The 12,789-nt window shown below is 39.5% G+C and carries 10 protein-coding genes; all 10 read right to left on the reverse strand.

The features are described from left to right. Positions 1-28: 28 nt before the first annotated feature. The 10 genes from R9C00_17240 to ilvD all read right to left on the reverse strand — a co-directional run bounded on the left by R9C00_17240 (position 29) and on the right by ilvD (position 12,781). Complete coding sequence (locus tag R9C00_17240) at positions 29-541, reverse strand: OmpH family outer membrane protein (protein WPO33447.1); 513 nt, start codon at positions 539-541, stop codon at positions 29-31. A gap of 113 nt (positions 542-654) precedes the next feature. After that, positions 655-1,701: an OmpH family outer membrane protein gene (locus R9C00_17245; protein ID WPO33448.1), complete on the reverse strand. Its 1,047-nt coding sequence runs from the start codon at positions 1,699-1,701 to the stop codon at positions 655-657. A gap of 7 nt (positions 1,702-1,708) precedes the next feature. Further along, positions 1,709-2,230 carry an OmpH family outer membrane protein gene (locus tag R9C00_17250; GenBank protein WPO33449.1) on the reverse strand — a complete coding sequence of 174 codons (522 nt, stop codon included), beginning with the start codon at positions 2,228-2,230 and terminating at the stop codon, positions 1,709-1,711. A 279-nt stretch (positions 2,231-2,509) separates the two neighbouring features. Beyond that, entirely contained in the window at positions 2,510-5,074 is a 2,565-nt protein-coding gene (gene bamA, locus R9C00_17255; GenBank protein WPO33450.1) for an outer membrane protein assembly factor BamA, read from the reverse strand. Positions 5,075-5,095: 21 nt separating this feature from the next. Continuing rightward, a complete protein-coding gene (locus R9C00_17260; protein ID WPO33451.1) occupies positions 5,096-5,842 on the reverse strand; it encodes an isoprenyl transferase in 747 nt (248 codons plus the stop codon). Between the two features lie 253 nt (positions 5,843-6,095). Further along, complete coding sequence (locus tag R9C00_17265) at positions 6,096-7,079, reverse strand: TerB family tellurite resistance protein (GenBank protein ID WPO33452.1); 984 nt, start codon at positions 7,077-7,079, stop codon at positions 6,096-6,098. Positions 7,080-7,421: 342 nt separating this feature from the next. Next, positions 7,422-8,468 (reverse strand): ketol-acid reductoisomerase, encoded by a 1,047-nt coding sequence (gene ilvC, locus R9C00_17270; protein ID WPO33453.1) that lies wholly within the window; start codon positions 8,466-8,468, stop codon positions 7,422-7,424. Positions 8,469-8,530: 62 nt separating this feature from the next. Then, complete coding sequence (ilvN, locus tag R9C00_17275; GenBank protein ID WPO33454.1) at positions 8,531-9,076, reverse strand: acetolactate synthase small subunit; 546 nt, start codon at positions 9,074-9,076, stop codon at positions 8,531-8,533. 173 nt (positions 9,077-9,249) lie between these two features. After that, positions 9,250-10,989, reverse strand: coding sequence for a biosynthetic-type acetolactate synthase large subunit (ilvB, locus tag R9C00_17280; GenBank protein ID WPO33455.1), 1,740 nt, complete (start codon positions 10,987-10,989; stop codon positions 9,250-9,252). Positions 10,990-11,098: 109 nt separating this feature from the next. Continuing rightward, on the reverse strand, positions 11,099-12,781 hold the full coding sequence (ilvD, locus tag R9C00_17285) for a dihydroxy-acid dehydratase (GenBank protein WPO33456.1): 1,683 nt from the start codon (positions 12,779-12,781) through the stop codon (positions 11,099-11,101). Positions 12,782-12,789 lie beyond the last annotated feature (8 nt).

Consider the following 12,789-nt stretch of genomic DNA (forward strand, 5'->3'; position numbering starts at 1 on the left):
CTTTTACTTTTTTAAAAGTATTTTATACCTATTCAGGTACACCCCCTACTTTGGTGATCACGTCAGTTGTGATATCGAACTGAGGCTTAGCGAAAATGAACAACTGCTGCTGAACCACAAAATCAAGATCTTTCTCTTTGGCTACAGCTTCAATTCCTTCCTGTACTTTCTCATAAATTGGACCCATTGCATCTTGCTCCTTCTTTTGGAGATTCTGCTGAGATTTCTGAGTAAACTGCTGAATACTTGCTTCTAACTGCTGTAACTCTAAGGTTTTGTCTTCAATCACATCAGGAATCCAAGTATTGTAATTTGCTTTTAATTCAGCAAGCTTTGTTTCATACTCTTTGCTTTTAGACTGTAACTGGGCTTGAAGTTGTTTTCCGTAAGACTCAAGCTCCTTAGACTTTGTCTTAAACTCAGGTAAAGAACGTACTACACTATCTGAATTTACATAAGCTATTTTCAACCCTTCTTGGGCAAACACACTTGCTGCAGCTGATAGCATCAGAAAGCTTAATACTAAAAAACTTTTTTTCATCTAATTAAAATTTACAATTATATAATACACTTATAAAACAACTACCAGTTTCCTTGTAGCCATCGGAATTAAAAAATATAGTTCTGATATTCTACTTAAATCATACCAGTTGGTTATTTCACTACATCAGCAGGGTCGCCCAATTCTAGTTGTTCCAATACATAATCTGTATAATCATGTACAGGGTTAGCATAGATCATGGTCACATCACCCACTTTATCAAAAATAAAATCAACTGCCTTTTCATTGGCTACCTTTTCCGTAGCCTCAAATATTTTCTCTTGGAGAGGCTTCATCAACTCCTGTCTTCTCGAATAAATAAGACCTTCAGGTCCAAAGCGCTCATTTTTAAACTCACATAGTTCATTTACCTTTTCAAGTATCAACTTCTCTTGTTCATCTCTCAGTTCCTTTGTCAAAAGAACTTTTTCCTCCTCATACGCTAGCTTCATGCTATCTAAGGAGCTTTGCTTTTCAGCTATTTGAGCTATCCATAACTTTTCCAGCCCTTCCATTTCTGCGTTCACGTCTAAGAATCCTGGCATTTTAGCTATAATAGTCTCGGTATTAATATACCCAGATCTATCAGCTGGTTCAGGTTTAAACTCCTCTTGTTCCCTTGGGTCGTAGTCTTCTTCTTCCTCCTCTTTAGGCAAAAGAGTTGTTAGAATCAGTTCAGTATAATTATGAATAGGGTTAGCATAAATAATGACTACACTACTTGCCTTGTCAAAAACATATTCAAGCCTATTCTTTCTCCCCACTGTTTCTACCGCCTTGAGTACCTTCTCTTGCAAAGGTATAACCAATTCTTGCCTTTTTAGAAAAAGCAGCCCTTGATATCCAAAGTATTTTTGATTTAATTGCTTAAACTCTAGTTCTTTCTCCCTTATTTTAAGTAAAAGCTCTTCTCTTTTTTCCCTTGTATCTAATACTTCTTTCGCTTGAAATTCTTCTCTCAAGACCGTTATTTCTGCTTGCTTATCTTCAAGTTCTTTTTTCCATCCCGAAGCTAAGTTTTGCAATTCGGTTTCAGCTTGTTGGTACTCTGGTAGCTGAGAAACTATCGCCCTTGAATCCATGTAGCCAAACTTCTGAGAGAACCCCAAAGCTGGAAACATCATAGCCAATACCAATATCTTTATATTCTTAGGCATCATCTTTAATTCATTCACTAACAACTACCCCCAACTGTTCTAGCACCTTAGTGGTATAATTTCTACCCTTACTAGCATAGGGAAGCACCATATCAGCAGAAAGGTCGAACATGAAATCTACTTTATTCTTCTTGCTTACACGCTCTACTGCTTCGCTCATCTTCGCCTTTACCGGTTCTATAAGCTGCTCTCTTTTGAGATAAAGCATCCCCTCATAGCCAAACCTTTTATTTTGGTATTCCCTCAGCTCGTTTTCTAATACTTCTATCTGTCCAAGCATTTCTTCTTCCATAGTCAGCGTGAGCATTGGCTTATCTGAAAGGTAATCGTGCTTCATTTTTTCAAGCTCTTTTTGCTTCTGAAGGATTTCTGATTCCCAGTTTTTTGTAAGCAAATCAATCTCTTCCAATGCTTCTATGTACTCAGGCATTTTGCTCAGCACTTCTTCCGAATGAATATGCCCTACCTTTTGCGCTACCGTTTGGGAAGTCACAAAAAAGAATAGTAGGACCAATAGACTGCTAAATTTCATACCGTAAGCTTTTTTTCAATCATTATGACCTCAGAGCATATTGAAATATACCCATGGACAAATAGGCGCACTAAATTATAAAAGCCTTTTGGAGCAACAAAAACAAAGTTGATGATTTTTGTAAATTCGAATAACATCCAACTGCTAAACATCTGAATTATTGGTTTAGAGATTATTTGGATAGTATTGATTAGTGATAGGACAATGGATTGGAAAAGAATGACAAATATAAAAAAAACAAAGGAGGGATGTAATCATCCCTCCTTTGTACTATAAAATTTACCTAAACTGCTGGCCAAGTGTAAAGTGGAACTGACCTCCATTCCCTCCCGGACGGTTTGGAATGTCATCAAAACCATAGCCCCAGTCAACACCAAGCAAACCAAATGCTGGCATAAATACCCTTGCTCCTACACCTACCGAACGGTACATTTTGAATGGATTGAATTCGTAAAAATCTCCCCAGTTATTTCCGCCTTCTGCAAAAGCAAGTACAAATATGGTAGCAGAAGGGTTGAGCGAAACAGGGTAACGAAGCTCCATCACGTATTTGTTATAAACAACACCACCAGTTCCATCAGATTCTACAGGTAAAATGGAGTTGTTTTCATATCCTCTAAGCCCTACTATGTCCGTTCCGAGTAAGAAGCTGTTTTGAGACAAACCATCTCCACCAAGAATAAACCTTTCAAACGGACCAAGCCCTTTGTCTGCTTGGTTTCCATATTGACCTAAAAAGCCCATATTCACCCTTGTATTCAATACCAATTTACCTATTAGGCTAATGAACCATGAATTATCAAACATCCATTTGTGGTATTCTACCCATTTGAATCGAGACTGGTCATCTATTTCAGAGAAGCTGTTTCCAGAAAAACTAGAATAAGGGGGAGTTAAACTCAAGCTAAGAGAAATATTTGAACCACTACGCGGAAAAGTCGGATTGTCAATACTATTTCTGGCTATAGTTGTATTAAAGGTAAAATTATAAGAGTTTCCTGTATTATAAGTTCCAAACTCAGGTCTATTATAGTTATCCAATTCATAAACCAAAAAGCTCAAAGAGTTTTGCATGGTAAACCAGTCATCTGGCCAAGTAAGCCTTCTTCCAAGTCCCACAGTAATACCGTTAATCTTCAGGCTACCGTATTCAGTTCTGTTGTAATCGAGCAATCTCTGAACAGATCGGTTCAAGTTGATAGAGAATGAGTTTGGTTTTCTTCCCCCTAACCATGGCTCGGTGAAAGAGATTGAATACGTTTGGAATTGCCTACCATTTGCTTGCAACCTTAAGTTCAGTCGTTGTCCATCACCTTTTGGCAAGGGTTTCCAATACTTAAAATTAGTAAGCCTTCTTGCAGAGAAGTTATTGAACACAAGCCCTAAAGTACCTACAAAGCCGAAATATCCACCCCAACCACCAGAAAGCTCAATTTGGTCGTTTGGTCTTTCTGTCACATCATATACTATGTCTACAGTACCATCAGCATAATTTGGTATAGGGTTAATCCCAATAGTTTCCGGATCAAAATAGCCTAAAGTAGCAAGTTCACGCTGAGTTCTGATCAAATCACGACGGCTAAACTTCTCACCTGGCACAGTCCTAAGTTCTCGATAAATTACGTGGTCATTCGTTTGGGTATTACCATTTACTATTACTTTATTGATAGTAGCCTGCTCTCCTTCAAACACTCTCATTTCTATATCAATAGAATCACCTTCTACTAACACTTCTACAGGTTCTACAGTAAAGAAAAGGTACCCATCATCCATGTACAAAGACGTAACATCCGTCCCGTTCGGGTTAAAGTTCAACCTTTCAGAAAGCTCGGTAGGATTATATACATCTCCTTTTTGAATACCCAATACCCTCGACATGTATGTATCGTCATAAAGGTAGTTTCCCGTCCATTCTATGTTTCTATGGTAAAACTTATTGCCTTCATCAATCTTAAGGCGAATGTTTACCGTGCGGTCATCGTGTGCCCAAACAGAGTCTTCAACTATAGTAGCATTTCTAAATCCGTTCTCACGATAGTAATTAACCAATGCCTGCTTGTCGTTTTTATACTCTATTTCGGTAAACTTAGAAGGGTTGAAGATTCTGAAAGGAGCTTTTTCCCTCGTCTTCTTCATTTTTTTGAGAAGCTTTTTCTCCTCAATCTGGGTTACCCCTACAAAACTGATATCATTAATCTTGACCTTAGGTCCTCTGTCAATTTTGATTTTCAGCTTCACGCTATTACTAAATACAGTGTCTTTTTCTTGAATAATCTTGACATCTGCATTTCTAAAACCCTTTTCAGCATAATGTGACTTTAATGAGTTTACGGTGTTTTTAACCATCACATCCGTCACAATTCTACCTCTTATCAGTTTCACTTCATCTTTCAATGTAGATTGTTGAGATTTAGAAATCCCCTCAAAATAAAAGTTCGATAACCTTGCTCGCTCTTTTAGTTCTATCTGAAGAAATGCTTTGGTTCCTTGAATTTCTGTAACAGAAATTCTGATGTCTCCTAAAATACCTTGTTTCCAAAGTTTCTTTACGGCATTGGAGATTTCATCTCCAGGAATTTTAATCTTTTCCCCTACGGTAAGCCCTGTAATTGAAATCAATGAATTTCTATCTAAGAACTTAGCCCCTACTACGTTTATACCGCCTATTTCATATTCGATAGGCGTGCCATAGTCTATGTTGATAGGTGAAGTTTGGGAAAAGCCCAAATGGGGCATGATAAGTAAAAAAGCAACAGCTATAGCAGATTTGATAGTATCAGTAAGCCACTTAATTTTGCTTGAGTTGGTGGTATTATTCTTATTATAGTTGTTCAATGCTTCCATTCTAAATGGTTGAAATTTCTTTTACTTATTATCTGATTGAAGCTGTTCACTGATCTTTCCAAATCGCCTTTCTCTTTTTTGGAAAACCTCTATCGCTTCATAAAGATGTTCTTTTCTAAAGTCTGGCCACAAAACATCGGTGAAAAATAGTTCTGCATAAGCAAGCTCCCACAAGAGAAAATTGCTAATCCTCATCTCTCCGCTTGTCCTGATCATCAGTTCGGGATCTGGCAATTGAGCCGTGCTCATGTAGTTCCTTAGGTCAGCTTCTGTTAGTTCTTGTTTATCTAACTTACCGTTTTTTGCATCCTCCACTAGCTTATTCATCGCCTGTACAATATCCCAGCGACCGCTATAACTTAAAGCTAGTGTCAGTACCATCCCGTCATTTCCCTTAGTAATTTCGATGGCCTCGGCAAGTTCTCTTTGGCAACTTTTTGGCAAAGCTTCAATATCGCCAATGGCATTAAGCCTTATTTTATTTTTGGAAAGTGTCGGCGTTTCTGCCCTTATGGTCGAAACCAATAGTTTCATGAGCGCATTCACTTCACTTTGAGGTCTGTTCCAGTTTTCGGTAGAAAACGCATACAGTGTCAAGAATTTCACCCCCAACCTCGCAGAGTTTTCTGTGGTTTCACGCACCGCTTTCACAGCGTTCTGGTGACCAAAAATCCTCACATTCCCCTTTTTCTTTGCCCATCGCCCATTACCGTCCATGATCACGGCAATGTGGCTAGGTATATTTTTTTTATCGCTAAGCTCGGTCATTCAAATCCAAAATTGATAGCCCCAATTATACAGGATGCAAAGGTACGCAACTAAGGCCTATTCACAAAGCTATTTGTATTATCAGGCTGACTTGCTTATCATATATTTGAAATGACAAGATGGTTGGGTTGGTTGCCTCACCTTTTTAATCATCTCAAAAAACTCTAGCCCTCCACTCACTTATTTCTACGTCTGGACAAAAAAAAGACAGACACCTATGTGCCTGTCTTCTCAAATATATAACTATTTCTTTTTATGAATTCCTTAGTTCAAATAAGGTTTTCCTCATTTTCTCTATTTTATTTTCTGCGTCTATCAAATAGTTCATCGTATTGGCTATGTTCGAAGGAATATGTAAATGCTCTGCGGCTTTTCTTACCGCCTCTTTCTCTTCTTCAGCATAATCTTGATCTGCACGAGCCATTTTAATCGAGCTATACAAAAGCGTTTTCGCATGATTAATTGATATATCAGACGAAAGATCAGAAATTACTTTTTCTAAGCGCAACTCCTTGAAATCAACCGCTAGTACCTTCTCAATAATATGGTCAGGTGTTTTATACATTCTAGCAAACTCATTTTTATACCAGTTCTTCTCAGCTTCGGAAACTACACCATCCGCCCCGGCAATAATCATCAGAGCATAACCATAATTGAGGTCAATTGCATCGGTTGTTTCTTCAATTCCAAAAGTTTGTTTTACCAACGGAGTCGTTTTCCTCATTTCCACGCCAGGCTTCGACCTCAGCTCTTCCCAGTCTAATGTTTCTACCTCAAAAATGGATTTTCTTGTAGTTTCAATAGACTTTTCTGTCCTTACCAGCCCTTCTAGGGTATTGGCTAAAAACACAGGGACATTCAATAGTTTAGCGGCGCTGATTACCGCTTTTTTCTCACTTTCGGCATATACGTCATCTGCATAGGCCATTTTTATTGCATCGTATAAAAGCACTCTTTTATAATTGATATCAACATTAAATTTTATGTTGGGTAGTATCGATTCTAGGCTAGCTTTTTTAAAATCAAATGCCTTCACCTCTTTTATAAAGTCTTCAGGAGCATTGATAATGGCAATAAAATCACTCATTAACCATTTCATTTCTGCACTCGAAACCTCATGGTCCGAACCGGCAATCACCAGCAAAGCATAAGCATAGTTCAGCCAAGTATCCGAAGGGACATCTTCTATCCCATAAATCGTTTTGGCAGCTGTAGAACCTTTGATTACGTTATCCATAAAAAGCAATATAAGTAATACCTAATTAAATATTAGTCCCAAAATACAAGGAACGAACTTCATAGCAAATACTAGGCATAAATCCGAACCTATTTTATTAATAAAGCATGTATCTCAATTATTCCAATATTAATAAGGATACGCTGAAAGCCCATCCAATTTACGTATTTCTTTACTAAAAAAAACAAATCCGTTTTTTGGAAAAACGCAATTATATCCTATAAATTCTAATTTAAATACAATTATTCCGCTATTAGCCTAACTTTTTTAAAAACAAAAAACTGCTGGCAACAAGTCTTACTTGAAACCAGCAGTTCCTAAAGTTTATAAAATAAGCTATTTCTAGCTATTCTCTGGTCTTAAACCACGAACAGCTTTTCCAGCTCTCCACATTTCTGACTCTTCAATTTCCTTAAGCTCAGCTTCAAGTTTCACCCTGTAGTCTGACTGAGAGTTAGAATCGATTGATTTTTGAGCCTCAACACCATCAGTAACTGACTTGTAAAGTTTCTCAAAAACTGGCTTAGTAGCTTCGTAGAAAGGACCCATCCAGTCTAGTGCACCACGCTGAGCTGTAGTAGAACAGTTAGCGTACATCCAGTCCATTCCTTTTTCAGCTATAAGCGGATAAAGCGATTGAGTTGCCTCTTCTACAGTTTCGTTGAAAGCCTCTGATGGAGAGTGGCCATTTTCTCTAAGCACTTCGTACTGAGCACGGAAGATACCTTGGATAGCACCCATCAGCGTACCTCTTTCGCCTGTAAGATCAGAAGAAACTTCTTTGTAGAAAGTAGTTTCGAACAAGTAACCTGAACCTACGCCAATTCCAAGTGAAATTGCCTTTTCTCTTGCTTTTCCAGTAGCATCTTGGTGAACGGCGAAGCTAGAGTTCAAGCCTTTTCCTTCTACAAAAAGCCTTCTCAATGAAGTACCTGATCCCTTTGGAGCTACCAACATTACATCCACATCTGCTGGAGGAACGATGCCAGTTTTCTCGCTATAAGTCACACCAAATCCATGTGAGAAATATAAGGTTTTACCTGCTGTAAGGTGTTTTTTAACAGTTGGCCAAAGCTGAATTTGAGCAGCATCTGAAAGTAGGTAGCAAATGACAGTTCCTTTTTCCAATGCTTCTTCAATTTCAAATAGCGTTTCGCCAGGAACAAACCCGTCTTCTACCGCTTTATCCCATGATTTTGAAGGCTTACGCTGTCCGACAATCACGTTGATACCATTGTCTTTCAAGTTTAATGACTGACCTGGGCCTTGAACGCCATAGCCAATTACTGCAACAGTCTCATCTTTTAGCACTTCTTGCGCTTTTTCCAACGGAAATTCTTCACGGGTTACTACTTCCTCTTCTACTCCGCCAAAATTGATTTTTGCCATGTTTGATCTGATTAATTACTAAGGTTTAGAAAAAATATGCATTAAATTAATAACCCCACTCACTAGTAATGGGTATTGTTTTCGATATCTTCGATGTACGACATTACCTTCTTCATAGGCTTGGGCAAAGCCACTCTACCAGAGCGAACAAAGCCAATTACACCATAAGGCTGAAGCTTTTCAAATAACTCAGTCGTCTCACGTTCGTGGCCAGTTTTCTCGATGATTACAAACTCTTTTTCGACTGTAATTATCCTAGCATAATGCTCACGGATAATGTGCTCGATGGTAGTCCCTCCAAATAAGGCTTCGGTAGGAATTTTGTACAATGCCAATTCTTGATAAATCACTTGGTCATCCTCATAGAAAAAAGCTTTCAACACGCCAATTAGCTTTTCAACTTGCTTGGTCACTTTTTCCATCATATCCCGGGTGGTCTTGAGCACAATTGTAAAGCGGAAAACACCTTTGTTTTCAGACTCAGAGGTAGTCAAACTCACAATATTGATCTTTCTTCTTGTAAAGACGATCGTGAGTTTATTGACCAGTCCTATTTTATCTTCTGCAAAAACAGATAAGGTATAGTTGTTTTCTTTTTGCTCATCCATTGATTTATCATTTAAACCGGAATTGCTATTTTGTGGAGGCAATTTGGTCATGGTTATTTTCCTTTTCGGGTTTCAAATATAAAACAAGTTCTATAAAAGTGGGCTAAAAGCTTGGGGCAAAACAATTTCAAATAACTGATTACTAAAAACTTGCACTGCCCCAGCCCAAATATTTATTCCAAGCGAATATTAGAAACAGATTCGCCTGTTGGAATCATTGGAAATACATCCGTTTCTTTTTCCACCACTACTTCCATGAAGTAAGGTCCTTTGGCTGCAAGCATTTTATCCATAGCATCCGAAAGTTCTTCTCTTTTGGTCACCTTGTTGGCTTCTACCCCAAAGCCATCAGCTAGTTTGATGAAATCAGGATTGACCATCTCAGTGAATGAATAGCGATCGTCGAAGAACATATGCTGCCACTGCCGCACCATCCCCAAGAAGCTGTTGTTCAATAGCAATACCTTTACTGGAATATTGTACTGAGCAATGGTTGCCATTTCTTGCAAGGTCATTTGAAAACCTCCATCACCCACAATCACAACAACTTCCCGATCAGGCTTGCCAAGCTTTGCACCCATAGCAGCCGGAAGGGCAAAACCCATTGTACCCAAACCACCAGAGGTTACATTGCTATCAGTTTCCATGTATTCATAGTACCTTGAAACTATCATTTGGTGCTGTCCAACATCAGAAACCGTAATCGCTTTCCCTTCCGTTTTCTTAGAAAGAGTATTGACTACCTCAGCCATTTTGAGTTTCGTAGTATTAGCAGCGAAATCTCCCATTATGACTTTTCTCTCTTCCACGGATTTGCAAGCATTGAACTCGTCCATCCATTCAGGGTATGATTTTTCTTTTACCAAAGGAGTCAAACCAGCTAGTGCTTCTTTAGCATCACCAAGGATAGCTACTTCAGTTTTTACGTTTTTATCTATTTCCGCAGGATCAATTTCCACATGAATTACCTTAGCCTGCTTTGCATAGCGTTTCAAATCACCCGTAACCCTGTCATCGAACCTCATGCCAACGGCGATCAACACATCACATTCGTTAGTCTTGATATTTGGTCCGTAGTTTCCATGCATTCCCAAATACCCAACATAATTAGGGTGATTATTAGGCATAGCCGAAAGCCCTAAAAGGGTGCTGGCAAACGGAATCCCTGTTTTTTCTACAAAAGCAGTAAGCTCCGCTTGTGCTTGCGAAAGCAAAATCCCATGCCCAATCAACAAATATGGGCGCTGCGCATGGTTAATAATCTCAGCCGCCTCCTCTAACCTTCTCTGATTTACTTTAGGCTTAGGGTGATAACTACTTACTTTCTCACACTTTTTATATACGAAATCAAATTTTTCGTACTGCGCATTTTTGGTAATATCGATCAACACTGGCCCTGGCCTACCTGTTCTAGCAATATAAAATGCTTTTGCCAATACTTCAGGAATCTCATCGGCAGAAGTGACTTGGTAGTTCCACTTGGTGACGGGCATAGAAATACCGACCACATCGGTTTCCTGAAAAGCATCCGTACCCAACAGTTTTTTGTCCACTTGCCCTGTGATACACACCATTGCAGTTGAATCAATCATTGCATCTGCAATTCCCGTGATCAGGTTAGTTGCCCCCGGCCCTGAAGTTGCCATGCAAACACCGACTTTGTTGGTGACTCGTGCATACCCTTGGGCAGCATGCGCCGCACCTTGCTCGTGTCTTACCAAAATATGATTCATCTTGTCCTGATAATCATACATCGCATCATAAATAGGCATAATTGCTCCGCCAGGATACCCAAAAATAGTATCCACACCTTCCTCAAGTAGGGAAAGGAGTACTGCTTCAGACCCCGTTATACCTTCTTTTTGGATGGATGGCTTCTGAGCCAGCTTAATGTCATTTACCAATGTTGCCATTTTCTTACGTTTTGAAAACTTAGATATAAAAGTCCTAGCCAAAGTACCGGACAACCCGGGTTTTGCCCGGTCGCAAGGCTAGTATTGAATTAATTTATTAAAGTAAAAGTTAGTCCTCGTCGGTCACACAGCCTTTTGAAGCTGGAGATACCATTTTGGCATATTTATACAATGCACCACTTTTTACTTTCAATGGTGGTTGAACCCACTTAGCTCTTCTTTCGGCAAGCTCTTCGTCAGTAAGTGCCACTTCCAATTTATTGTCAATAGCATCTACCGTTATCATGTCTCCGTCTTGCACCAAAGCAATATTGCCACCCACTTGTGCTTCTGGAGTAATGTGCCCTACCACAAAACCATGAGTGCCTCCAGAGAAACGACCGTCGGTGATCAATGCCACACTTTTGCCCAACTGTGCACCCATAATAGCTGAAGTGATTTTCAACATTTCTGGCATGCCTGGTGCACCTTTCGGTCCAGAGAACCTAATTACCACCACATCGCCTTTCTGTACTTTTCCATCCTGTATTCCTTTGATTGTTTCAAATTCATCATTGAATACTCTAGCCGGACCAGTGAACTTTTCTCCTTCTTTACCACTGATTTTAGCAACAGACCCTTCCTGAGCAATATTGCCATAAAGAATTTGTAAGTGACCAGTCTCTTTCAAAGGCTTGTCAACAGGAACTATTACTTTTTGCCCTTCTTGTAATGACGGCAGTTCAGCCAAGTTTTCAGAGATGGTTTTTCCTGTAACAGTCATGCTGCTACCGTCAATCATTTCTTCTTCCAATAAAAACTTCATAACTGCTGGTGTACCACCTACCGCATCTACATCTTCCATCAGGTATTTACCACTTGGCTTCATATCGCCCAATAGCGGAGTTTTATCACTGATTCTTTGGAAATCATCTACCGTCAAGTCCACATCAAATGCTCTTGCAACTGCTAGCAAATGAAGCACCGCATTCGTAGATCCGCCCATCACCGTAATGTAGGTGATCGCATTTAAGAAAGATTGCTTAGTTACAATATCTTTCGGCTTCAAATCCATTTCCAAAAGCTTTCTAAATGCTGCTCCTACGCTCAAGCATTCCGCTTTCTTTTTGGCACTTACCGCTGGGTTCGAAGAGCTGTAAGGCAAGCTCAACCCCATTACTTCCATAGCAGAAGCCATGGTATTTGCCGTGTACATTCCACCACAAGCACCTGCTCCTGGGCAAGAATTTTGGATAACACCTTTATAATCTTCGTCGCTGATTTGCCCCGTGAACTTCTCGCCCAAAGCCTCAAATGCAGAAACGATATTTAGTTTTTTCTCTTTGTAGCAACCTGATGCAATTGAACCTCCATACATCAAAATAGAAGGGCGGTTCAGCCTGCCCGCAGCTATCATGGCACCAGGCATGTTTTTATCACAACCAACAACGGCAACCATACCATCATAATACTGGGCATTTACCACCGTCTCAATAGAATCAGCAATAATGTCCCTTGAAGGAAGTGAATACATCATCCCCTCCGTTCCATTCGAAATCCCATCACTCACACCTATTGTATGGAAAATCAACCCGATAAGGTCAGCATCTTGCACGCCTGTTTTAATATCAACAGCCAAGTCGTTGAGGTGCATATTACAAGGGTTGCCCTCATAACCCGTACTTACTATACCTACTTGTGGTTTTTTCAAATCATCTTCTGTTAGGCCAATAGCGTACAACATTGCTTGGGAAGCAGGTTGTGAAGGGTCTTGCGTAATACGTTTGCTGTGTTTGTTAAGAATTTCGCTCATTCTTTTTG

This window comes from Flammeovirgaceae bacterium SG7u.111 (assembly GCA_034044135.1).
GTDB lineage: Bacteria > Bacteroidota > Bacteroidia > Cytophagales > Flammeovirgaceae.

Bases quoted from the DNA above. Each gene is read 5' to 3' on its own strand.
- ilvB (WPO33455.1), bottom strand. From the start codon at position 10,989: ATGGCAACATTGGTAAATGACATTAAGCTGGCTCAGAAGCCATCCATC.
- ilvC (WPO33453.1), bottom strand. From the start codon at position 8,468: ATGGCAAAAATCAATTTTGGCGGAGTAGAAGAGGAAGTAGTAACCCGT.
- R9C00_17240 (WPO33447.1), bottom strand. From the start codon at position 541: ATGAAAAAAAGTTTTTTAGTATTAAGCTTTCTGATGCTATCAGCTGCA.
- R9C00_17265 (WPO33452.1), bottom strand. From the start codon at position 7,079: ATGGATAACGTAATCAAAGGTTCTACAGCTGCCAAAACGATTTATGGG.
- R9C00_17245 (WPO33448.1), bottom strand. From the start codon at position 1,701: ATGATGCCTAAGAATATAAAGATATTGGTATTGGCTATGATGTTTCCA.
- R9C00_17250 (WPO33449.1), bottom strand. From the start codon at position 2,230: ATGAAATTTAGCAGTCTATTGGTCCTACTATTCTTTTTTGTGACTTCC.
- bamA (WPO33450.1), bottom strand. From the start codon at position 5,074: ATGGAAGCATTGAACAACTATAATAAGAATAATACCACCAACTCAAGC.
- ilvN (WPO33454.1), bottom strand. From the start codon at position 9,076: ATGGATGAGCAAAAAGAAAACAACTATACCTTATCTGTTTTTGCAGAA.
- R9C00_17260 (WPO33451.1), bottom strand. From the start codon at position 5,842: ATGACCGAGCTTAGCGATAAAAAAAATATACCTAGCCACATTGCCGTG.
- ilvD (WPO33456.1), bottom strand. From the start codon at position 12,781: ATGAGCGAAATTCTTAACAAACACAGCAAACGTATTACGCAAGACCCT.